Raw genomic sequence first — 21,261 nt, 5'->3', positions numbered from 1 at the left:
CGCTTTACGAGAAGCAGACGAGAGCACCGGCGAGCGCCGGGTGCCACGCACTGTAGAGGCACCCCTGCGCGTCGGCCTAGCACGGTCCGGCAACGAACCGGATGAAAGTTGCCGACGGCTCGCGGGGATCAGCGAGCGGCGTCGCGCAGGACCTGGTCGACGCGGTGCAGGAAGGCGCTGTCGCCCTTCCGCTTCGGGTACGGCAGGGACAGGCTGAGCAGCGTGTCGTCCACCGACGAAGGAGCGGTGGTGACCACCGCGGCGGCTCTCTCCAGGAACCGCCTGCGCTTGGCCTCCCGCTCGGTGTGCTCGGCGAGAGCGCCCTCAATGCTCTTGTGCATGGCTGGCTGCGGGTAACTCACTCGGGTTGTATCGGCGTGGCGCGTCACCACCTTTAGGGCCATTTTTTGCCAGAGTGCCGCGTCCCGATCGGACGGTGCCGTGCTGGGATGTCGGCCATGCGAGTACTGGTCACCGGCGCGTCCGGGTACGTCGGCCGGGCGGTGGCCGCTCAACTGGCGTTCTCCGGCCACGAGGTGGTGCCGTTCACCGGCGACGTGCGGGACGCCCGGGCCGCCGAGGCGGCGGTGCGCGGTGCGGACGCGGTGGTCCACCTGGCCGCACGCGCCCGCGTCCGCGAATCGTTCGAACGGCCGGTGGAGCACTACGACGTCAACGTGGGCGGCACCCTCAACCTGCTGCGCGCCCGGCCCCCGGTGTTCCTGCTCGCCTCGACCGCCGCCGTCTACGGCACCTCCCGCACCGGCGTGCTCACCGAGGACACCCCCCGCGACCCCGCCAGCCCTTACGCCGCCTCGAAAGCCGCCGCCGAGGACGCGGTGGCCTGGGCGGCGCGGGCGGGCGCGGTGCTGCGCCTGTTCAACGTCGCGGGCGGCGGCGACCGCGACGACACCCGGATCGTCACCAGGGCGTGCGAGGTGGCCGCGGGCAGGCTGCCGTCGCTGGAGGTCTACGGCGACGGCTCGGCGGTGCGCGACTTCGTGCACGTGCGGGACGTGGCGCGGGCGTTCGCGCTGGTGCTGGAGCGCTGCCGGGAGGGGCACGCGGTCTACAACGTGGGTGCCACCCCGGCCAGCGTGGCCGACGTGCTCGGCGCGGTGGAGCGGGTCAGCGGCAGGCCGCCCGCCGTCCGCCGCCGCCCCGCGCACCCCGGCGAGGCGCGGGTGCTGCGCGCGGACACCGCCAGGCTGCGCGCGCTGGGCTGGCGGCCGGTGGAGTCCGACCTGGACGAGCTGGTGCGCGACCAGTGGGCCAGCGCCGCCTCACCGCCCGCCGGGTGACCTGCGCGGCACCCGGACCCGGTCGAGGTCGGCCGCCACCACCACCTCCCCGCCGAACACCTCCTCGGCTTCCGCGCGGAAAGCGCCGGGATCGGCGTAGCGCTGGGAGAAGTGCGTCAGCACCAGCGTGCGCACCCCGCACTCGGCGGCCACCCGCGCGGCCTGCCGGGCGGTCAGGTGGCCGTGCTCGACCGCAAGGCGCTCGTCCGCGTGCAAGTAGGTGGACTCGATGACCAGCATGTCCGCCCGGTCGGCCAGCTCGAACACCCCGTCGCACAGCCGGGTGTCCATAACGAACGCGAAGCGCTGGCCGGGGCGCGGCTCGCTGACCGCCGCCAGCAGCGGCCCGCCCTCCTCCAGCACCTGCCGCACCCGAGGGCCGCTGATGCCGTGCCGCGCCAGCAGCTCCGGCACCATCCGCCTGCCGTCCGGCTCGACCAGCCGGTACCCGAAGGTCTCCAGCGGGTGGTCCAGCGCACGCGCCTCCAGCACGCCGAACCCGCCCTCGGCCACCACCCCGTCGCGCGCCACCGGCACCTCGCGGACGTCCACCACGTCGTGGAAGGAGCTGGCGTGCCGCAACCTCTGGAAGAAGTGCGCGCCCGACGCCGGGTAGTGCGCGTGCACCGGGTGCGGCACCCGGTCCAGCGACATCCGCTGCACGACGCCCGGCACGCCCAGGCAGTGGTCGCCGTGGAAGTGCGTCAGGCAGATCCGGGTGATGTCGCTCGCCGCCACCCCGGCCAGCAGCAGCTGCCGCTGCGCGCCGTCACCGGGGTCGAACAGGAAACCCTCGCCGTCCCAGCGCAGCAGGTAGCCGTTGTGGTTGCGGGTGCGCGTGGGAACCTGGCTCGCGGTGCCGAGCACGACCAGCTCTCGGGTGGACACGTGGCAGAGTTTGCGCCATGCAGAGCTTGCGCGCGGTGTCCCGGTGGCCGGTCGAGAACGCGGCCACCGGCGTGGTGTCCGCCGACGGCCGGGTGCTGGGCACCTTCGGCGACGTGGAGCGGCGCTTCCCCCTGGCCTCGGTGACCAAGCCGCTCACCGCCTACGCGGTGCTGGTGGCCGTCGAGGAGGGCGCGGTGGAGTGGGACCAGCCGGTGGGCCCGGCCACCCTGCGGCACCTGATCGCGCACACCTCCGGCCTGGCGTTCGACTCGGACAAGGTCCAGGCCCCGCCCGGCGAGCGGCGGATCTACTCCAACACCGGCTTCGAGGTGATGGCCGCGTTCGTCGAGTCGGCCACCGAGATCCCGTTCGCCGACTACCTGACCGAAGCCGTGCTCGCCCCGCTGGGCATGACCTCCACCGCGCTGACCGGCTCCCCCGCCGCGGGCGCCGTGTCCACGGTGTCGGACCTGCTGCGCTTCGCCGCCGAGGTGCAGTCGCCCCGGCTGGTCTCCGCCGAGCTGGTCGCCGAGGCGACCTCGGTGCAGTTCCCCGGCCTGAAGGGGGTGCTGCCGGGGTACGGCTCGCAGCGCCACAACGACTGGGGGCTGGGCTTCGAGATCAAGTCCGACAAGTCGCCGCACTGGACCGGCGCGGGCAGTTCCCCGCGCACGTTCGGCCACTTCGGGCAGAGCGGCACGTTCCTGTGGGTGGACCCGGCGGTGGGGGCGGCCTGCGTGGCGCTGGCCGACCGGCCGTTCGGCGAGTGGGCCGTCGCGGCCTGGCCACCGTTCACCGACGGGGTGCTGGCCGAGCTGGGTGCGCGCTAGTCCCTGGGCGGTTTCCGGGTGGTGCGGGTGCGCGGCGCGGAGGGCGGGGGCACCACCGGCCCGATGTCGCCGTCCGGGGCCTCGTCCAGGTCCACGACGACCGGCGCGTGGTCGCTGGGGCTGGTCCCCTTGCGGGCCTTGCGGTCGACCCACGCCGCCCGCACCCGCCCCGCCACGGTCTCCGCCGCCAGCACCAGGTCGATGCGCATCCCCAGGTCCTGGTGGAACATGCCACCTCGGTAGTCCCAGTAGCTGAAGACGCGCTGGTCGGGCCAGCGGTCGCGGACCACGTCGCGCAGGCCGAACTCCGCCAGCGCGGCCCGCTCGGCCTCCGTGACGTGGGTGTGCCCGACGAACACGGCCGGGTCGTACACGTCGGCGTCGGCCGGGGCGATGTTGATGTCGCCGCAGACCAGCACGTCCTGCGGCCCCTCGCGCACGACCTCCCGCAGCGCGGCCAGCCAGGCGAGCTTGTAGTGGTAGTGGTCCGAGTCGACGGCGCGGCCGTTGGGCACGTAGACGGAGTGCACGCGCACCCCGCCGCACGTCGCGGCCACCGCCCGCGCCTCCGGGTCCGGGAAGCCCGGCGCACCCTCGACGCCGAGCGTCACCTCGTCCAGGCCGACGCGGGACAGGATCGCCACCCCGTTCCACTGCGGCTGGCCGTGCGCGGCGAAGGCGTAACCGCGATCCGCCAGCTCCTCGCCGAGCAGCGCGGCGAAGGCGTCACTGGTCAGCTTGAGCTCCTGCAGGCACACCACGTCGGGCCCGCGCTCGTCCAGCCACGCCAGGAGCCTGGGCATCCGCTGCTTCACCGAGTTCACGTTCCACGTGGCGACGCGCACCGCTGCACGGTATCCCGGCAGGCGGCCGGCCGCCGCGTCCACGCGCCGGAACCCCGTCCGTCGTCGTGCCGCTGTCGATCACCGGTGGCACGATCGTGCGATGCGCACCTCGACCACCGCCGCCACCGTCGAGGAGTGGGTGCACGGCTGGGCGTTGTCCCGCCGCACGCCCGCCCCGGTGCGGGAGCCGGACGGCTACCGCATCGACGTGGGGAAGGTGGTGCACCGCGTGCGCTTCGTGCTGCCGGACACCGCCACCGTCGCGCACCGGGCCAGGACGCTGACCGCTCCGGGGACGTGGTTGAAGGTGTGCGGGGAGCGGGACGCGGTGATCGCCGACCTGACGCCCGCGTGGCTGGTCAGTTCGCCGGAGTTCCTCATGACGGTTGACCTGCGGGTCGAGGACGTGACGGTCCCGTCGCCTTACCGGGTGGAAGTCATCGCCGATCCGGGTGGCGCGGTGTGCGATGCGGTGGTGCGCGCCGCCGACGGGTCGACCGCGTCCAGCGGGCGGGTCGCGGTGTGGGGCGCGGCGGCCGTGGTCGACCAGGTCTCCACCGATCCCGCGCACCGGCGGCGCGGGCTGGGCCGGGTCGTGATGCGCTCCCTGGCGGCCGCGGCGGTGGAGCGCGGGGCGAGCCGGGCGGTGCTGCTGGCCACCGAGGAGGGGGCGCGGCTCTACCGGTCCGTGGGCTGGTCGGTGGCCTCCCCGGTCACCGCCGCCCACCTGCCGGTGGACGAGCGCTGAGCACCGAACGGAGGTTGCGCCCCTTTACGAAAAGGGTAGCCTTTTGACAAGGCGCCAACTTGGAGGTGGAGGATGCCACTCACCGTTGCCGAGCAGCAGGCAGAGACCCTGGCCACCTTCAGCCGCGTTGAAAGGATCGAGGCGGTCGCGGCGACACTCGACGACAACGCCGCCGCCAAGCTGCGCGACATCGTCGAGGAGATGATCGACTCGACCCCCCCGGTGCGGATCACCGCTGCCGCGAAGCTGTTGAACTTGAGCAAACCCACCATCCACGCCTGGTGTGAGCGCGGTGTGCTGAAGCGAGCCGACGGCAGCCCGGTGCGGACACTCGATCCACATCGCCTGCACGCGGTACTGCACATCGTCAGAGACCTGCGCGTACTGGCCGACCAGCCGGGGAACCTGCTGGAGCAGGTATGGCACCGCCTACAGGACCGGACATTGCTGGAGACCGAGGAGTTGCGCGAGGGACTTGCCTCGTGGCGAGCGGGTGACGTGGTCGAGGCCTGACCGATCAGCGCGGAGATCGATCTGCCATTCTCTGCCAATGCCGGTTCAGGTCGTCATCACTCGACCCGCTGCGCGATTTCGCGATGCGATGCGCAAGCAGGAGCGGAACAAGTACGAGGCGTGGCTCACCCAGCTCAAGAGCAGGGGATGCGCCGCGATGGGCTACCGGCTCCACGGTGATCCGATAAACCGGCTGTGCGTCAGTCACCTCAGTGACAATATTCGGGCCGTCGTGGCTTTCGACTCGCCCACACGGGCGACAATCGTGGCACTGGGTCCGCACGACGCGGCCAACCCCGATCAGGACGTCTACCGACTGGTCTACCTTCTCGCCGAGGTGGAAGTTCCGGTCGGCAAGCGCACCAAGCCGCCCTGCTGCGACGGTCGCGGCATGCCGCCTGACGGATCGGATCTCGCCGAGGAGATGGCCGCACGCATCCACCAGTTCGCGAAAGCCGGTCGTCGACGGTGAGCGCGGTAGCGGATGGGGCGCTGTCGTCGAAGGCTTCGGCGGAAGAATCCGGCGGGACCCTCGACCCGGACTTTTGATGGAATTCGAACCTGCAGCAGTACACAGGGTCGGGAGTCATCCTCTGCGGTTCACGTAGTCCATCCGCGTTGGTGAGCGTCCGAGCAGTCAGGTCAGGTCGAAATTGCCGTCCTGCCAGGTGGAGCAGTTCGTGAGCAACTCCTGGCAGGATCAACCACCACCCGGACTACCGGCGGTCCGCACGCCGCCGTTTCGCCACCTGCAGCGACCGGTCCCAAATGCGGCAACACCACCACCAGCAGCGTCCCGATGCAAGCGACGACAGCAATGAACTTGGCAAAGCGAAGTACCGGGCGCTTTCGCGCGCTGCACGCCGGACAGATGCGGCGAGCGAGACCGGCGGTGAACCGCGACAGGTCAGCGGCTGCGGTCACATCGGTAGACGCGGCAGGGGTACGGGCACGAGCTTGAACACGTGCGAGTAAGACCCGATCTGAGACCAAGAGGGCCGGTACCACGCGGTACCGGCCCTCTGAGCTGCGCGCTCGGCAGGATTCGAACCTGCAACCTTCTGATCCGTAGGAACCGGTCAACGTCCTGACCTGGGCTTCTACCTCTCCGGTGCTTGGTGCACACGGTGCATGGTGTAGCTGTCGTTGTCGTCAGCGGTGTCGTCAACCTTGTGCCTGACGCTCGCAATAGAGCCCACCTTCAAACTGCTCCCGCGACCGCCAGCGGAGGGCGGCTTACCTGTGTCGGTAACCCTCGACGGCTCCGCACTCCCCGTGACCGGCTTTCCGTTGGCCGCTGGCGCGGAGCGTCGGCGGGCGTCGATCGCCGTGCTCAGCCAGTCCGCGGCGACCCACCACGCGATCGGCCCGACTGGTGCCGCTGGTTGCCCGTGCCCCTGGTCGCCGCCGTCGGCGGCGCGCTACCCGCCACCAGACCAGGCCGCGCCGCCCGGCCGCCGGGCGTGAGCGGAGCGGGAGCCCGGCGTGCCGGGATGGATGCGGAGTCGGTACCAGCTTGACGGGCACGCCGCGCGCCGCCGACGGCGGCGCGCCTTGATCCCATAGAGCCAAGTTCGGCAGCGATGAGTACAGCGCTACTCCGATCGGGCGAACCGCTGCTGCGGTGTTCCGGTTGACGTAACGATCATTCAAGCTGTCCGATGTGTGCGATACACAGTTGAAGTCCACCGGACTCCAACGATGAGGAGGTGACCTTTGTGAGCACCTACGGCTTTCGGGTGTTCGAACTCTTCGCCACCCCGTTGCGGTCCTTCGACCGAGTTTCTTTTACCGACCCAGAACCGGATGGGCTTAAGCCCATCATCCATGACTTGGCGGAGAAGCGCGTCAGATCCGGAGGGGAAAAAAACGAAAAGAAGGCTATCTACAGTCGATTCGATTCGGTTCGGTCGAGCGGCTGGGGGGTGCTAATCACCGCAAGCGGTGGCTACTATGGCGAGTCCGCCCAAGTAGTCGATGTTGAGAGTGGCGAAGAAGCGCATTCGATCGCGACCACTGATGCAGTTCTCCGGGAATCACGCGTTCTTATGCTGATCCCGCCGTACGGTGAGACTGGACTGCTGGTGGCCGAGACGCGAGGCCGATCTCATCTCGCGAATGGCGTCCTCGTTCAATTGAACAATGATTTGAAAGGGTACGGAGTTAAACTTCGCACAGTCACCGACTTGGCAGACGAGCACGCGTGGAATAAATTCTTGGACTCCGAAGAGATTGGCATAAGGTCGGTTGAACTGGTTCAGAGGACTCGATCTATAGATCGTACCAACTTCACTTCCGAGAACGTGAAGAAAAGTACTCTAATAATTGATCTCGAGGATGACACAGAGGTTAAAAGGCGACTCCGTGGTGCTCTTGATGAGTTGAGAGGAACCAAACATCGGCCAAGCCTGACAGGCATGATTGGCCTTTCTCACTATCGGGATGAGGACTTCGACGAGGAGCGTATAATCGCAGTAGTGGACGGACGGAATAGGACAATCAATATTACATCCGGATGGCCTGCCTTCACCTATACTATTGATACAGAAGAGAGGCCATCGGACCTGCATTTCGTCGATGAAGCATGTGAAGTTGCGCGAACTACATTTCCAGCGTTGAATGTGGACTTGGCGTCCAACTGGCGTCCAAGGTTCGAGGGGTAACGGCGACATGGCGAGGTCGCTGCAGCGATTCAACCCCTGGCCTATTGTCCTCTATCATGCGCAAGCCAATCGACGCAGCAGGGATGAGAAGGCTACCGTGCCGGAGTTGATACTCCTATACGGGGCACCATCTATTACGGCTGCGACTTTCGTGATTTTTCAGTTCCGACTTGGTGGCGTGGCGCAGCTACTTGCTGCGACCTCGCTACTCGTTGGCGCAATGATCAGCGTTTTCGTATTTCTGGCGAACCTTCGGGTAAAAGTTTTCGAAGTTGCCATGCTTCGTGTTCGCAGAGATTTGAAGAAGCTGATTGCATCCTCTGCCGTCGGCGCTTTGTACGTATCCATGCTATCGATGGTTCTAGCCCTTGTACTGGCGCTGATGGCATCGATACCAGCATTAATCGAAGAAACGTTCGTCGCCTCGCTGGCCTCCGCCTCAGCAATCTGGCTGCTGGTCCACCTTGTAGTAAGCCTGGCATCAGTCCTTCGGCGATTGTTCGGTATATATACCGCACTGTTCGGTGGAGATTTTTCTGCTGATGTCGATTCTGACGCGGCTGCCGGTTAGTCGCGGAAGTAGATCCTCTAAATCAGGCCGGTCGCCGATCGTAGATCAGTTAGAACGATGAGCGTGCTTACTGCGGAAAACGCTGCGATCTTGGATGGCTTGTTGGCGTAGCCAATGAAGCCTACTCCTGCCGCGCGAGCAGCTTCTTGATCCGTAGTGGAATCTCCGATTAGCAGAGTGGTCGCCGGGGAAGCTTCTAGGACTTCTAGCGCGTTGACTACTAGATGCGGACTAGGCTTGAGAAGAGTTGGATCCGAAAATGTTCGAGCACTAACATGGATATGAGCATAGCCGTGAAACGCGGTGAACACACTGATCGCTTGCGTGCTATTATTACTAACAATTCCGATTTTCCTGCCCGCTCGATGCCACTCCTCCATGAGTTGTTTCGTTCCTGCAGTCGGTATGGCAGTTGTCGCCGCCTCCACCTCGTGCGCCCGAAGAGTGGATTCGACGAACTCTGCTTCTCTGCGGCCTAGGGTGGCGGCGTGACGAAGGACGTCGAACGGATCGTCTGTTTTGGCAATCTCTGGTGGCAGTTCGACGCGACCGTCATCGATTAGAACATTTTTGAGTTGTTGGGCAATGTGATGTGCTGGCAGATGTGCAAATACTGAGCAAATCGGTCCGTCGAAGTCGAGTAGCAGAGTGTCCGCATCGGCGAAAAGCCGACGCGTAACCTCTACATCATCAACAGGCACTGCATCCTCGGTCATCGCTTGTACTCCGTGGCGATGGTGTTCCACAGGCTGTCGAACCAAGTGCGGGCCTGCTCGACGTACTGACTGCCGGTGCTGGTGTCGTCGTCGGTGACGGAGTGGTGGAAGAGGATGGCGTCCTTGCCCATGAGGTCGTAGATCGCCTGGGGTTCTCCGCCGAGGGAGAGGACGTGTTCGCGGACGGGGTAGAAGCCGAAGAAGGCTTCGTCGTTGTTGATCAGGTAGAGCTTGAACAGCGGCGCTGCCCCGTGAACGCGGACTTCGGCGGTGGCGTCCTTGACCAGTCCGAGTGCGCCCAGCTCGGTCACGTTGTCGATGATGGCCAAGGTGTGACGGCGCATGATCTCGGCGGCGCGGGCGCGGAAGGCCGGGCTGTCGGCGTGGTCATCGACGGTGCAGGGCACCGACCACGGGATGGTGGGGTCCGGGACGAGGATGCGGACGTGGATGGCCTCGGGCGTCAGCCTGCCGATGCGGATTTTGTCCAGTGGTTCCTGAAGGATGCCGTGCAGGGTCTCGCCGGAGAACCCCGCGAAGTCGATCGTGACGCGCTCGGTCTCGAAGGCCCGTTCGATGTGCGGGCGCAGTCCCACTGGGCGCTCGGTACGTTCGCGGACGAACACGCCGCTGCCCTGTCGGGAGACGATCAAGCCTTCGTCGCGCAGCTCGCGCAGGGCGTTCTGCACGGTCATCGGGGCCACGTCGTACTTCTTGGCCAGCTCGGCGCGTGAGGGCAGCTTGTCCCCGGCCTTGAAGACCTTGGTCAGGATGGCGGCCCGGAGGGCGTTCGCCACCTGCACGTACGGCGGTCGCGGGTCGTCCGGGTCCAGTGCCATGCCGCGTCCTCACCTCGGTAGTGACTGCCTACTTACGTACAGATCTGTACGCACTATGTTCGCAGCGTATGTTCGCACCTGCCTAGCCCGCCTAGGGAGCTAGCTCTCTGCCCGAATCGGTCCACTTGCTTGACTTGGCTAGCCAAGCTGTCTTACTGTCAAGTTGTCTAGCTCTGACAGGCGAGCTGGCAAGGTGACGGAGGAGCAGTCATGGCAGTGCCTTATGGCACCCGGTTCGCGGCGACGTTCGACCAGGTCTTCCCCATGGGGGCGCTCATGGTCGGTGAGGTCGCGCCGGACATGGAGTACCTGAGCGCGGAGGACAAGGGGCGGGGCAAGCAGCCCAAGCAGCGCGTGGACGAGACCACGGGCAAGCGGCAGTGGAAGGTGGTCGTCACCGACCCGTCGGCGGAGAAGGAGCGCGACGCCTCGGTGACGGTGACGCTGCTGGCGGACGTGCAGCCGGTTCCGCCGCAGTCGGTACAGGTCGTTCCCGGTGTGGAGGTGCGGCCGGTGGCGTTCGAGGGGCTGACGGTCGAGCCGCGGGTGATGGGCGACCGCTACAAGTACCTCGGCTTCACCATCCGGGCGACCGGCATCGTCTCGCCGCAGGTGGGAGCCGCGCCCAAGCGCGAGGGGGCCAAGGCCCTGGGCGAGCAGAAGGCGGCCTGACGGTGGCGCGGCCGTCGCGTGAGGCGGTCGCCCGTTGGAACACCGCCTATGCGGAGCAGACCGAAGCGCTGTTCGCCGCGTCCACCTCGGACGACCCGGCGGCGGTGCTCCGACTGTCGGAGAGCTATTCGGCCGTGGCGCGGGCGTGGCGGATCTTGGCCGCCGATCTGGCGGTGCCCCTGTGGGCTCGTCACGCCTGCTCGGTCGCGGCAGAGGAATTCGACCGCAGGGCGCGGCTGGAGCGCTCGCGCGGAGAGCTGCCGGACCCGGATGAGAGCGAAGCATGACCATGACCAAGCGGTCTGCGAAGGATGACCCGTGGGCGGCGGCGCTGGCCGTGACCACGTTGAAGGACGCTCACGAGGTGCTGACCAAGTTGATGCCCTCGCCGCACTCGGCTCCGGCGGTGCTGCGTGAGTACTACCTGCGCAGCGCGCAGGTCTACGCCCACGTGGCGGAGGTCGACCGGTGGCACCACCACGAAGCGCTCTACTGGGCCAACCGTGAGCGGCTGAAGGGAGAGGCCATCGTCCTGCCGCGCAAGCCCTAGCTGAGTCCTGTTCGGACATACCGCGTGATCTTGCGGGGTCATGTGGCGATGCCGCGCGTCTTCGTTGCGGCACAAGGGGAACGTAGGCGCAGAAGCGGAAACCGGCTACCAACCATGCCGCTCCTGCGCTGTCCACCACGCGATGCGGAGTGAACAGACGTGAGCGTAGAACCTCGGCGCACTCCTGCGCCAGCGGGGGCCTCGGGCAAGCGGTGCACCTCGTGCAAGCGCTTCGCCCGGCTCCTGCCCGAACAGACCACCTGTGACGCCTGCCTGGGCGTCCTTCCCCTCGACTTCGGCGGGCGGCGCGATGCCTAGGCCCGGCGGTTCGCGCTGGGTCGATCCGGCCCCGCTGGAGATCGCCCGTCCACGGCTGCCCTGGTGGGTGCTGCTGCCCTGGTGGCTGCTGTGGATCGCCGTACCGGTCGGCCTGGTCGTGCTGCTGGTGCGGCTGGTCGTGCGGCTGCTGCACCGCTACCCCGTCGTGGTCCTGGTGCCGCTGGGCCTGCTGGTCGTGGCGCGGCGCTGGGGCTGCTGGCCGCTGGTGCTCGTCGTCCTGGCGCTCGTCGCGGTGCTGCTGATCTGGTGGGGCCTGCACCGCTCCACGTTCCGCCGCTGGGTGTGGTGGCCGGTGCTGTCGCAGTGGCGGCGCGTCACCGTCTACGCCCTGCGCTGGCGGACCACGATGCGGCTGGCGGACCTGGCCAAGCGGGATCGGGGGCGGGAGTACCGGCCCGCGCTGCGCGCGGTGCGCTCGGAAGGCTGGCGCGACCGGGTGCGGGTGCGGATGATCCCCGCGCAGTCGCCGGAAGCCTGGGAGCTGCGGCGGGACAACCTGGCGCACTCCTTCGGCGCGCGCTCCTGCCGGGTGCGGGTGCTGCGGCCCCGCGTGATCGAGCTGGACTTGATCCACCGTGACCCGCTGCTGTGGCCGCTGCCCGTGCCGGTCCTGGCCGACGATGCGGCCGGTGTCGACTTGAAGCGGGTGGTGGTCGGGCGGACCGAGACCGGCAAGCCGTGGCGGCTGCGGCTGCTCGGGTCTCAGCTCCTGGTGGTCGGCGTGCCGGGGGCGGGTAAGGGCTCGGTGTTGTGGTCGATTGTGTGGCAGCTCGCTCCGGCCGTCCGCGCGGGCCTGGTGCGCCTGGTGGGCATCGACCCCAAGGGCGGTATGGAGCTGGGGCAGTGCCCGGACGCCTTTGACCGGCTGATCTTCGACAACGGCGCGGATGCGGTCGAGTTGTTGGAGCGGCTCGCCGCTGAGGTCAAGGAGCGGGCGGCGCGGTACCGGGGCATTCGGCGGCTGTGGGCTCGCGACACCGGTGAGCCGTTGACCGTGCTCGTCGTGGACGAGCTGGCGGACGTGATCGCCTACCAGCCGGACCGGCAGCTCCGCGACCGTGCCGCACGCGCGGTGCAGACCATCACCTCACAGGGCCGCGCACCCGGCTACGTGCTGGTGGGCCTAGTGCAGGACCCGCGCAAGGAGGTCGTCGGCTTCCGGCACCTGTTCAGCACCCGTGTGGCGCTGCGGCTGGATGAGCCGCAACAGGTGGACATGGTGCTCGGGGACGGGGTGCGCCAGCGCGGCGCGGCGGCGCACGAGATCGCCGAAGCAACGCCCGGTGTCGCCTGGGTCAAGCAGGACGGCCAGCGCGAACCGGAGAGGGCTCGGGCCTTCCACGTCACCGACGCCGACCTGGTGACGCTGCGGGACTACTTCCGGGCCGGTGAGGTCCGGCCCTTCCCGGCCTCGGGTGGCGTTGAGGGGGTGGCGGCCTGATGACCGGCACCCGCGCGGAGCGGATGCGCCAACCGGTGGCGCTGGATGTGGCCAAGGCCGCCGCTGAACAGCACGGGGTGTGCGTGCGGCCGTTCACGATGGAGGTGGAGGACCGGGCCAGCTACGAAGTGCGCTACGTCGCCGTGCCTTGCGGCTCCACGGTGGAGAGCGTCTGTGCTCCGTGTGCTCGTAAGGCCAAGGCGTTGCGGATGGCCCAGTGCCGCGAGGGCTGGCACATGACCGAAGAACCCGACTTCACCCCGGACCCACCGACGCAGGATCAGAAGGAGCTGCTGACCTTCCGGGCCGACCTCGTGGCGGCGTACCGGGAAGCGGTCGAGGCCGGTCACGCGGGCGATGCCGACGAGCTGCGCGAAGAGATCCACTCCGTTGACGCAGAACTTCGGCAACTCGGCGTGCGGGGCCGCTTCCCCTCGCCCGACGCACCGGGCAGGCGGCCGGTCAAGCGGTCCACTCGGCGGCGGCAGGACGCGCCGAACCTGCCCCGGCGGCGCGTCGAGAAGCGCACCATCGGCCGTGAGTACGCGGGTGGGTTCCGGCCCTCGATGTTCGTCACGCTCACCCTCGACACCTACGGCCGCGTGCATGACGACGGGACGCCGGTCGATCCGGATGCCTACGACTACCGGCGGGCGGCTCGGGACGCGGTGCACTTCGCCTCCCTGGTCGATCGGTGGTGGCAGAACCTGCGCCGCGTCGTGGGCTGGGATGTGCAGTACTTCGCCACCGTCGAACCCCAACGGCGGGCGGCGCCACACCTGCACGCGGCCCTGCGCGGTTCGATCCCGCACGAGACCATCCGGTTGGTCACCGCGGCGACCTATCACCAGGTGTGGTGGCCCCGGCACGACGAACGCCTCTACTCCGGTGAGCATCTGCCGGTGTGGGACCCGCGCGCCGAAGCGTTCGTCGACCCCGACACCCGCGCGCCACTGACGGCCTGGAATGACGCGATCGAGGCCGTGGACGAACCGGCGCACGTGGTGACCTTCGGCCGCCAGGTGCACTCCAAAGGCATCCTCGGCGGCACCGAAGAGGCCGGACGCCACATCGGCTACCTGACCAAGTACCTCACCAAGTCCATCGGCGAAGTGGTCGAGCAGACCACCGACCGGCAACGGCGGCACGCCGACCGCCTGGCCGACGAGCTGGCCGTGACGCCGTGCTCGGAGCGCTGCCCGGTCTGGCTGCTCTACGGCGTCCAACCACGCGGAGCGGGCTCGCGCACCACGCCGGGGCACTGCAAGGGCCGCGCCCACCGCCGAACCACACTGGGCCTGCCCGGTCGGCGGGTGCTGGTCTCGCGCAAGTGGTCGGGCAAGACCCTGGCCGACCACAAGGCCGACCGGCGGCGCTTCGTCCTGGAAGCGCTCAAGGCCGTGGGCATCGAGAAGCCCGAACCCGACCGGTCCCAGCTCGTCTGGCACAAGGTCCGCCCCGGCGACCCCAACGTGCCACCACGCGCGCACCTACTCATGCACGCCATCGCCCAACGGGTCACGTGGAAGGCCGAATACGAACGGGCCTTGCTCGCCGCTGGCGGCGCACCGCCAGAAGTTTCGGCAACTCAGCTCGCAGCTTGATCAATCGGGGGAAGTTCATGTCTGACAACCAGCTCTTGTCCGTGCAGACCGTGGCCGACCTGCTCTCGGTGAGCCGCTGGACGGTCTACCGGCTGATCTGGGACGGCGTTCTCCAGTCCGTCCAGGTGGGCCGGTGCCGCCGGGTCGTGAAGTCGTCGCTGGACGCCTACCTCGGCGGCCTGATCGGGGAGGCGGCCTGATGGCCAAGCGCGTCAACGGCGAAGGCACGATCAAGCAGCGCAAGGACGGCCGGTACGAAGCCAAGGTCTTCGTGCGGACGCCGGACGGCCAGTGGAAGCGCAGGAGCGTCTACGGCAAGACGTTCGAGGAGTGCCACGCGAAGAAGATCGAGCTGCAAGCCCAGGTGCAGAAGGGCGTGCCGGTCGCCACGACCACAATGACCGTGGGCGAGTACCTGAAGTACTGGCTGCACGAGATCGCGGAACCCTCGGTGCGGCGGACCACCTTCTCGTCCTATGAGCTGCTGGTCCGGCTCTACCTCGTCCCCGGCCTGGGGAAGCACAAGCTGACCGCGTTGACCGCCCAGCACATCCGCTCGTGGCTCAACGCGGTTGGCAAGACGTGCCAGTGCTGCGCCCAGCGCAAGGACGAGAAGTGGTCGGAGAAGCCGGGTCGCAAACCCCGGTGCTGTGCGCGAAAGCCGAAGGAATGTTGCGGCTCGTTCCCCTCGGCCGGAACGGTGAACTACCTCCTGCGGCTTCTGCGGGCCGCGCTTCAGGACGCGGTGGAGGAAGACCTCCTCGCCCGGAATGTCGCCACGCTGGTCAAGGTGCGCGGCACTGGCAAGAAGCACCGGGCGTGGAGCGAGAAGGAGGCCAAGCAATTCCTGGCGATTGCGAAGGATCATCGGCTTTACGCGCTGTGGGCGGTCGGCCTCGGGATCGGTCTGCGGCGTGGTGAGGCGCTGGGGCTGCGGTGGTCGGACGTGGACCTGGTGGACGGCAAGGTCACCGTCTCCAAGGCCCTGCACCGGGTGGACGGCAAGCTCGTCCTGGACGACGTGAAGACGGAAGCCTCGGCGGCCACGGTCCCGCTGCCCGCTCCCCTGGTCGCCGTGCTGCGGCGGCACAAGGCCGTCCAGGCGGGCGAGAAGCTGGCCGCTGGGCCGAAGTGGCAGGCCAACGGCCTGGTCTTCACCACTCCGCACGGCACGCCGATCGAGCCGCGCAACATCAACCGGACGTTCGCGGCGCTGTGCGAGAAGGCGGGCGTCCGGGTCATCCGCGTGCATGACATGCGCCACACGGCGGCGACCCTCCTCTTCGCCCTCGGTGTGGACGCCGCGACGGTTCAGCGGATCTTGCGCCACAGCTCGATCAGTGTGACGACTGGCACCTACATCGAAGTGATCGAAAGCGTCCAGCGGGAGGCCGTCGACCGGATGGGCGTGCTGTTCGACGACAGCGAGCGCGCGGCCGAGTAGGGCGTTGTCGTCAGACCTGTCGTCAAAGGCCCCGCCGGAAGAATCCGACGGGGCCTTTGACCTGGGCGCGCTCGGCAGGATTCGAACCTGCAACCTTCTGATCCGTAGTCAGATGCTCTATCCGTTGAGCTACGAGCGCATCGTTCTTCAGTTGTCACCCGGTGGAGCTGGGTGTTGCGGAGGCTCCGGGATTTGAACCCGGGATGGGCGGTAAACCCAAACCGCATTAGCAGTGCGGCGCCATAGACCAGACTAGGCGAAGCCTCCCGGAGCCCTCGGCTACGACGCATAGGTTACACACACCCCCGACGTAGAAGCAAAACGCCCCCCTCCCACCGGCATCTGCGCTGGTCAGAGCGCAGATGCCGGGGTCGAGAAGGGCGTTCAGCGGCCGTTGGGGGCCCGTTCAGTGACGAGCGTCTCAGGCAAGATCCAAAAACGGCCGCAGGGATGCCGGGTTGCGCAGCGCGTCCAGGCTGACCGCGCGCTCGGGCGGGGTGCCCGCGAGGATCTTCTTGACCGGCACCTCGCACTTCTTGCCGTTGAGGGTCCGGGGGATCTCCTCGACCGCGACGAACCGGTCGGGGACGTGCCGGGGGGACAGGTTGGCGCGCAGCGCCGCCCGCAGGCCGGGTTCGACGTCCGCCAGCGCCACGCCGGGGTCCAGGACCAGGAAGCACAGCAGCTCGCCGTCCGGGTTGGCCGCGCTGGAGGTGTCGATGACCAACGAGTCGGCCACGCCCGCCGCGCCTTCCACCACGCGGTAGAACTCGCTGGTGCCCATCCGCACGCCGCCGCGGTTGAGGGTGGAGTCGCTGCGGCCGTGGATGACGGCCGAGCCGCGCTCGGTGATGGTGATCCAGTCCCCGTGCCGCCACACCCCCGGATAGGTGTCGAAGTACGCCTCGCGCAGCCGTGAGCCGTCCTCGTCGCCCCAGAAGAACACCGGCATGGACGGCATGGGCTCGGTGACGACCAGCTCCCCCACCTCGCCGACCACCGGCCGCCCCTCCGGGGAGTAGGAGCGCACGGCCGCGCCCAGCGCCCGGCAGGACAGCTCGCCCAGCCACACCGGCAGGTCCGGGGAGGCGGCCACGAACGCGGTGCACACGTCGGTGCCGCCGGAGACGGAGGCGATCTGGACCTCGCCCACGGCGTCGGCGATCCAGCGGAAGCCCTCGGGGGTGAGGGGCGCGCCGGTCGAGCCGACGACGCGCAGCGCCGAGAGGTCGAACGTCCGCGCGGGTTCCAGGCCCTCCTTGAGGCACGACTGGACGTAGGGGGCCGAGGTGCCGAAGTAGGTGACGCGGTCCTCGGCGGCCATGCGCCACAGCGCCGACAGGTCGGGGTGGGCGGGGCTGCCGTCGAACAGCACGATCGTCGTGCCGACCAGCAGGCCGGAGACCAGGTAGTTCCACATCATCCAGCCGGTGGTGGTGAACCAGAAGAACCGCTCCCCCGGCCCGAGGTCGCTGTGCAGGGCGAGCATCTTCAGGTGCTCCAGGACGATGCCGCCGTGCCCCTGGACGATGCCCTTGGGCAGTCCGGTGGTGCCGGAGGAGTAGAGCACCCACAGGGGGTGGTCGAACGGCACCGGCTCGAACGCCGGCTCGGCTCCGGCGAAATCGGTGAGCAGGGAGTTCCACGGCACGACGTCGGGCAGCGAGCCGCCCGCGTAGTCGACGAGCACGGTGGACTTGAGCGACGGGATCTCCTCGCGCAGCCGTTCCACGGTGGGCCGCACGTCGAAGACGCGGCCGTTGTAGCGGTAGCCGTCGACGGCGACCAGCACGGTGGGCTCGATCTGGGCGAAGCGGTCGACCACGGCCCGCGCGCCGAAGTCCGGGGAGCAGGAGGACCAGGTGGCGCCCAGCGACGCGGCGGCCAGGAAGGCGATCAGGGCTTCGGGCGAGTTGGGCACCAGCGCGGCCACGCGGTCGCCGCGGCGCACGCCCAGCGACACCAGGCCCGCGCGCACGGCGGCGACGCGCTCGCGCAGCTCGGCGTAGGTGAGCCGGGCGGTCAGGCCGTCCTCGCGGTGGAACACCACGGCCTCGCCCTCGTGGCGCAGCGCGTGCTCGGCGTAGTTGAGGGTCGCGCCGGGGAACCACGACGCGCCGGGCATCGACCGGTCGGCGAGCACCCGTTCGGGCGGTTGGTGGAAGGCGACCCCGAAGAAGTCGGCGACGGCTCCCCAGAAGCCCTCCAGGTCCTCGGTGGACCACCGCCACAGCGCGTCGTAGTCGGCGAAGTCCAGTCCCCGCTCGGCTCGTAGCCAGTCGCGGAAGGCGGTCATGCGGCTGGCCGCGACCCGGTCGGGGTCGGGCTGCCACAGCGGTCGTGCCCCACCGGCGGCGGCGGTGCCTGCCTGCGTGTCGGTCATACCGACGTTCCTAGCCGATGCGACCGCCGGGGGCCACGGTCGACGGGCCGGTTCCGGCCGGTTCCGGTCAGTTCCGGCTCGCGACCGCCACCACCTGCTCCACGGCCGAGGTCAGCCGGGGCGCGTCGGTCGGGGTGAGCACCAGCCAGCCGTCGTCGCGCCGCACCAGGTAGCGGCCATCGGCGGTGTCCAGCCACGACACCGTGTCGCCGGTCAGGTGCAGGTAGCCCGCGCGGTTGCGGGCGATCACGCCGACCTGGCCGCCGCCCCGGCGGGTGGTGGTCGCGCGCAGCAGGGTGTTCGCCTCGGGTTCGCGCACGCCCGCCGACCGCAGCGCGTCCAGGAACCCCTCGGTGCCGTCGGCCCGGCCCGCCTCGCCCGCCGCCAGGTAGTCGGCCCACCGCACGTTCACCGACCGGCCGCTGCCGGGCGGCGCGGCGGGCAGGGTGGCCACGGTGGTGGACGCCAGCGCGGTGGGCCGGAAGCCGGTCAGCTGCACCTGGGTGCCCACGCGCGCGGCGAACGCGCCGTGCCACGCGGCGGTGGCCAGGCCGCGCGCCTGCTCGCCGTTGCGGGAGAACACCACCTCCAGGCCCACCTGGTACTCGGCCAGGCCGCGCAGCAGCCCGTGCAGCTCCCCGTCCGGCCGCCCCACGGTGCCCAGGCCGCGCGCGGCCAGCGCGCGCGACGCCTCCTCGGTCAGCCGGGCCCGCTCAGCCGCGGTGTGGCCGTAGTGCCGGGTGCCCAGCGGCACGGGGTGCGCCTCCCCGTGGACCGCTTGCCAGAGCAGGAAGAACTCGCGGTCGCTGAGCCGGAAGACGCGCTCGGTCACAGGCCGATCACCGGCGGAGCGGCCTTTCTGTCCAGGCCGAACACGTTGTCGTCGTCCTCCAGGTAGTCGGGCCTGCTGCGGCCGGACTCGGCGGAGGTGGGCGCGACCGGCGGGGCGGCCATCGGCGCGGCGCCGATCATGCCGTGCTGCGGGGTGACCGCCTTGGGCGCCTGGAACTGGCTGGTGGTGCCGCCGGGGTTGGCCGACGGCCTGCCGCCGTGGTCGGCGCCGACGAAGCCGCTGGAACCGCCGGGGCCGCTCATGCCGCCGGCCGCGCCGCCACCGCCCGCGCCGCCGTAGACCGGGGCGGCGGGGACGCCCCGCCCGGTGCCGTAGCCGCCGAGACCACCGCCGAAGCCGCCCGCGCCGCCACGGCCCGCCGCGGCGGCCCGCTGGGGCGGGGTCGTGCCGTGCTGCTGGTTGCGGTGGTCGGACTTGTGGGTGGTGGAGTTGCCCTGGTTGACGCCGGGGGTGACCGCGACCGGAGCGCCCGCGCCCGCGTCGGGCGCGGGGGTGGTCGGCAGGGGGGCGCCGGCGGGCGGCGGGGGCGGCGCGACCGGGTTCACCGGCGGGCTGAACGAGGGCACGGTGCGGTCGACCGCGTAGGAGTTCTGCTGGAACATCGCCATGACCTCGGCGGCCCGGCGGTGCGTCGCGTCGGCGGCGGCGACCGAGTCGACCGCGGGCGCCCCCACGGTCTCCAGGTCGGTGAACGCCTCCTCGCGCGGCACGGCGGTCCTGCCCCCGAACCCCGGTTCGGCCACGGTGTCCAGCCGCCTGCCCGCGACCGGCGCGGCGTCCGGCGCGACGGCGGTGGGCAGCGGCGGGGCGGGCGGCGGCGCGGGCATCTGCTCGCGCGCGGTCACCACGTGCTGGATCTCCTCGGCGATGCAGGTGGCCACGTTCTCCGCGTGGTCGCTGGTGTTCTGCGCCCACTTCATCACCGACTCCAGGCCCTCGCGGGCGCGGTCGGCGGTCTCGCCCTCCCACGCCTGGGAGGACTGGGCCAGCGCCTTGGCCAGCAGGTCGCGGACCTCGCCCAGCGACTTGCCCACGGCGGTCCAGTCGGCTTTGGCGCTGTTGGCCAGGTTGAGGTCCACCCCCTTGTGCACCATGTCGTAGAGCTCCTGGTGCGAGTGGGTCATCCAGTCGACCTTCTGGCCCAGCGGCGAGGCTCCGTCGTGGTCTGCGACGCGGCGGTCGTCGTCACCCATCAGCCCTGCCCTCTCCCGGCGTTGGTGACCGCGTGGACCGCCTCGTCGTCGGCGTCTTCGAGGTTGCGCGCGGCCTTGCGGATGGTCTCCTCGATCTCGAACAGCACGTGCAGGAAGTCGCCGATCACCGCGACCGCGGACTGCTCGTCGCCCACCGCGACCTCGTGCAGCCGCTTGCTGATCGACCGGCCGACCCAGTTGTCGCCGAACTTCAGCTCGACGTCGAGTTCGTTGACCGCCTTGGCGTGCACGGAGTTGACCACGTCGCGGGCCTGCGCGATGAGCTTGACCAGCTCGTCGACGGACTGCCGGTCCATGGCCAGCTTGACCTGCTGCTTGTCCACCGCGTCCAGCGCGGTGGTGGCCTTCTGCAGGTCGGCTTGGGCGGAGTCGGTGAAGTTGCCCTCGGGCGCGGCGGCCGGTGCGGTGGTGGGTGCGGTGGCGGGCGTGGCGGTGTCGGGGGCCGGTGCGGCGGACTGCGGCAGCGTCACGGTCGTGCTCGGGTCCGGGACGGTCGTGCTCGGGTCCGGGACGGCCGTGCTCGGGTCCGGGGCGCTCGCGCTGGGGCCGGGCACGCCCGCGGAGGCGCCGGGCAGCGTCAGCGTGACCGTGGGGTTGGACTCGACCACCGGGGTCTGCGGCAGCGGGTTCTGCGGCACCGGGACCGCCGCCTCCGGCACCGCACCGGGCTGCGCGAGCGACACCGTGGGGCTTGGGTCGGACGCGACGCCGGGCGGCACCGGCGATACCGGCGGCACCGCGGCGGCCGCGCCCGGCACGGCGATCGGCTGGGTCAGCGACACCGTCGCGGCCGGGTCCACCGCCGGGGCGGGCTGGACCAGGCGGACCGTGTTCCCGTTGCTCATGA

23 protein-coding genes and 2 tRNA genes are annotated in these 21,261 nt (G+C 69.5%); 14 read left to right on the top strand and 11 right to left on the bottom strand.

Translation table 11 applies throughout. The annotated features are described in order from the left end of the window. Window positions 1–128: 128 nt before the first annotated feature. Window positions 129–341 (bottom strand): hypothetical protein, encoded by a 213-nt coding sequence (locus tag JOF41_RS31695; RefSeq protein ID WP_209623561.1) that lies wholly within the window; start codon window positions 339–341, stop codon window positions 129–131. Window positions 342–458: 117 nt separating this feature from the next. Between JOF41_RS31695 and JOF41_RS31690 the strand changes: the two genes are divergently transcribed. Beyond that, entirely contained in the window at window positions 459–1,301 is an 843-nt protein-coding gene (locus JOF41_RS31690) for an NAD-dependent epimerase/dehydratase family protein (RefSeq protein WP_189221379.1), read from the top strand. Here the strand turns inward: JOF41_RS31690 and JOF41_RS31685 are convergent. Next, window positions 1,284–2,189 carry a ribonuclease Z gene (locus JOF41_RS31685; protein ID WP_209623559.1) on the bottom strand — a complete coding sequence of 302 codons (906 nt, stop codon included), beginning with the start codon at window positions 2,187–2,189 and terminating at the stop codon, window positions 1,284–1,286. The two genes, JOF41_RS31690 and JOF41_RS31685, sit on opposite strands and share 18 nt — an antisense overlap. Before the next feature lie 17 nt (window positions 2,190–2,206). Between JOF41_RS31685 and JOF41_RS31680 the strand changes: the two genes are divergently transcribed. Then, window positions 2,207–3,019 carry a serine hydrolase domain-containing protein gene (locus JOF41_RS31680; protein ID WP_209623558.1) on the top strand — a complete coding sequence of 271 codons (813 nt, stop codon included), beginning with the start codon at window positions 2,207–2,209 and terminating at the stop codon, window positions 3,017–3,019. Here the strand turns inward: JOF41_RS31680 and JOF41_RS31675 are convergent. Next, window positions 3,016–3,864 carry an exodeoxyribonuclease III gene (locus tag JOF41_RS31675; RefSeq protein ID WP_209623557.1) on the bottom strand — a complete coding sequence of 283 codons (849 nt, stop codon included), beginning with the start codon at window positions 3,862–3,864 and terminating at the stop codon, window positions 3,016–3,018. The genes JOF41_RS31680 and JOF41_RS31675 overlap by 4 nt on opposite strands. Before the next feature lie 100 nt (window positions 3,865–3,964). Between JOF41_RS31675 and JOF41_RS31670 the strand changes: the two genes are divergently transcribed. From JOF41_RS31670 to JOF41_RS31650, 5 genes are all read left to right on the top strand, one after another. After that, on the top strand, window positions 3,965–4,612 hold the full coding sequence (locus JOF41_RS31670) for a GNAT family N-acetyltransferase (RefSeq protein WP_209623556.1): 648 nt from the start codon (window positions 3,965–3,967) through the stop codon (window positions 4,610–4,612). A 72-nt stretch (window positions 4,613–4,684) separates the two neighbouring features. Next, entirely contained in the window at window positions 4,685–5,125 is a 441-nt protein-coding gene (locus JOF41_RS31665; RefSeq protein ID WP_209623555.1) for a hypothetical protein, read from the top strand. A gap of 37 nt (window positions 5,126–5,162) precedes the next feature. Then, window positions 5,163–5,597 carry a hypothetical protein gene (locus tag JOF41_RS31660; protein WP_209623554.1) on the top strand — a complete coding sequence of 145 codons (435 nt, stop codon included), beginning with the start codon at window positions 5,163–5,165 and terminating at the stop codon, window positions 5,595–5,597. 1,246 nt (window positions 5,598–6,843) lie between these two features. After that, a complete protein-coding gene (locus JOF41_RS31655) occupies window positions 6,844–7,788 on the top strand; it encodes a hypothetical protein (protein WP_209623553.1) in 945 nt (314 codons plus the stop codon). A gap of 7 nt (window positions 7,789–7,795) precedes the next feature. Beyond that, window positions 7,796–8,359: a hypothetical protein gene (locus JOF41_RS31650; protein ID WP_209623552.1), complete on the top strand. Its 564-nt coding sequence runs from the start codon at window positions 7,796–7,798 to the stop codon at window positions 8,357–8,359. A gap of 17 nt (window positions 8,360–8,376) precedes the next feature. On the opposite strand, the gene JOF41_RS31645 is transcribed toward JOF41_RS31650, so the two are convergent. Both JOF41_RS31645 and JOF41_RS31640 read right to left on the bottom strand, forming a co-directional pair. Next, on the bottom strand, window positions 8,377–9,075 hold the full coding sequence (locus JOF41_RS31645) for an HAD family hydrolase (protein WP_209623551.1): 699 nt from the start codon (window positions 9,073–9,075) through the stop codon (window positions 8,377–8,379). After that, on the bottom strand, window positions 9,072–9,914 hold the full coding sequence (locus JOF41_RS31640; protein WP_209623550.1) for a GntR family transcriptional regulator: 843 nt from the start codon (window positions 9,912–9,914) through the stop codon (window positions 9,072–9,074). The genes JOF41_RS31645 and JOF41_RS31640 overlap by 4 nt, the downstream gene beginning before the upstream one ends. 210 nt (window positions 9,915–10,124) lie before the next feature. On the opposite strand from JOF41_RS31640, the gene JOF41_RS31635 reads away from it, so the two are divergent. From JOF41_RS31635 to JOF41_RS31605, 7 genes are all read left to right on the top strand, one after another. Continuing rightward, a complete protein-coding gene (locus JOF41_RS31635; protein WP_209623549.1) occupies window positions 10,125–10,586 on the top strand; it encodes a hypothetical protein in 462 nt (153 codons plus the stop codon). A gap of 2 nt (window positions 10,587–10,588) precedes the next feature. After that, window positions 10,589–10,873 (top strand): hypothetical protein, encoded by a 285-nt coding sequence (locus JOF41_RS31630; protein WP_209623548.1) that lies wholly within the window; start codon window positions 10,589–10,591, stop codon window positions 10,871–10,873. A gap of 2 nt (window positions 10,874–10,875) precedes the next feature. Next, the gene (locus JOF41_RS31625) at window positions 10,876–11,136 is read left to right on the top strand and encodes an AMED_5909 family protein (protein ID WP_209624673.1); all 261 of its coding nucleotides are present in this window, start codon (window positions 10,876–10,878) and stop codon (window positions 11,134–11,136) included. Window positions 11,137–11,446: 310 nt separating this feature from the next. After that, entirely contained in the window at window positions 11,447–12,916 is a 1,470-nt protein-coding gene (locus JOF41_RS31620; protein ID WP_209623547.1) for an FtsK/SpoIIIE domain-containing protein, read from the top strand. After that, window positions 12,916–14,520 carry a replication initiator gene (locus JOF41_RS31615; protein WP_209623546.1) on the top strand — a complete coding sequence of 535 codons (1,605 nt, stop codon included), beginning with the start codon at window positions 12,916–12,918 and terminating at the stop codon, window positions 14,518–14,520. The genes JOF41_RS31620 and JOF41_RS31615 overlap by 1 nt, the downstream gene beginning before the upstream one ends. 17 nt (window positions 14,521–14,537) lie before the next feature. Continuing rightward, on the top strand, window positions 14,538–14,720 hold the full coding sequence (locus tag JOF41_RS31610) for a helix-turn-helix domain-containing protein (RefSeq protein ID WP_209623545.1): 183 nt from the start codon (window positions 14,538–14,540) through the stop codon (window positions 14,718–14,720). Beyond that, on the top strand, window positions 14,720–15,964 hold the full coding sequence (locus tag JOF41_RS31605; protein ID WP_209623544.1) for a site-specific integrase: 1,245 nt from the start codon (window positions 14,720–14,722) through the stop codon (window positions 15,962–15,964). Before JOF41_RS31610 ends, JOF41_RS31605 begins: the two co-directional genes overlap by 1 nt. Before the next feature lie 66 nt (window positions 15,965–16,030). On the opposite strand, the gene JOF41_RS31600 is transcribed toward JOF41_RS31605, so the two are convergent. From JOF41_RS31600 to JOF41_RS31575, 6 genes are all read right to left on the bottom strand, one after another. Next, window positions 16,031–16,103 (bottom strand) — tRNA-Arg (locus tag JOF41_RS31600). A 38-nt stretch (window positions 16,104–16,141) separates the two neighbouring features. Beyond that, window positions 16,142–16,231 (bottom strand) — tRNA-Ser (locus JOF41_RS31595). Between the two features lie 154 nt (window positions 16,232–16,385). Next, the gene (locus JOF41_RS31590; RefSeq protein WP_209623543.1) at window positions 16,386–18,347 is read right to left on the bottom strand and encodes an acetoacetate--CoA ligase; all 1,962 of its coding nucleotides are present in this window, start codon (window positions 18,345–18,347) and stop codon (window positions 16,386–16,388) included. Window positions 18,348–18,414: 67 nt separating this feature from the next. Next, entirely contained in the window at window positions 18,415–19,179 is a 765-nt protein-coding gene (locus JOF41_RS31585; RefSeq protein ID WP_209623542.1) for an ESX secretion-associated protein EspG, read from the bottom strand. Continuing rightward, the gene (locus JOF41_RS31580; protein ID WP_209623541.1) at window positions 19,176–20,393 is read right to left on the bottom strand and encodes a hypothetical protein; all 1,218 of its coding nucleotides are present in this window, start codon (window positions 20,391–20,393) and stop codon (window positions 19,176–19,178) included. The genes JOF41_RS31585 and JOF41_RS31580 overlap by 4 nt, the downstream gene beginning before the upstream one ends. Continuing rightward, window positions 20,393–21,259: a hypothetical protein gene (locus JOF41_RS31575; RefSeq protein WP_209623540.1), complete on the bottom strand. Its 867-nt coding sequence runs from the start codon at window positions 21,257–21,259 to the stop codon at window positions 20,393–20,395. The genes JOF41_RS31580 and JOF41_RS31575 overlap by 1 nt, the downstream gene beginning before the upstream one ends. Window positions 21,260–21,261 lie beyond the last annotated feature (2 nt).

Source organism: Saccharothrix coeruleofusca, assembly GCF_017876325.1.
Classification (GTDB): Bacteria; Actinomycetota; Actinomycetes; order Mycobacteriales; family Pseudonocardiaceae; genus Actinosynnema; species Actinosynnema coeruleofuscum.
Note: the sequence above shows the minus strand (reverse complement) of the source record. Positions and strands in the feature narration are given on the sequence as shown.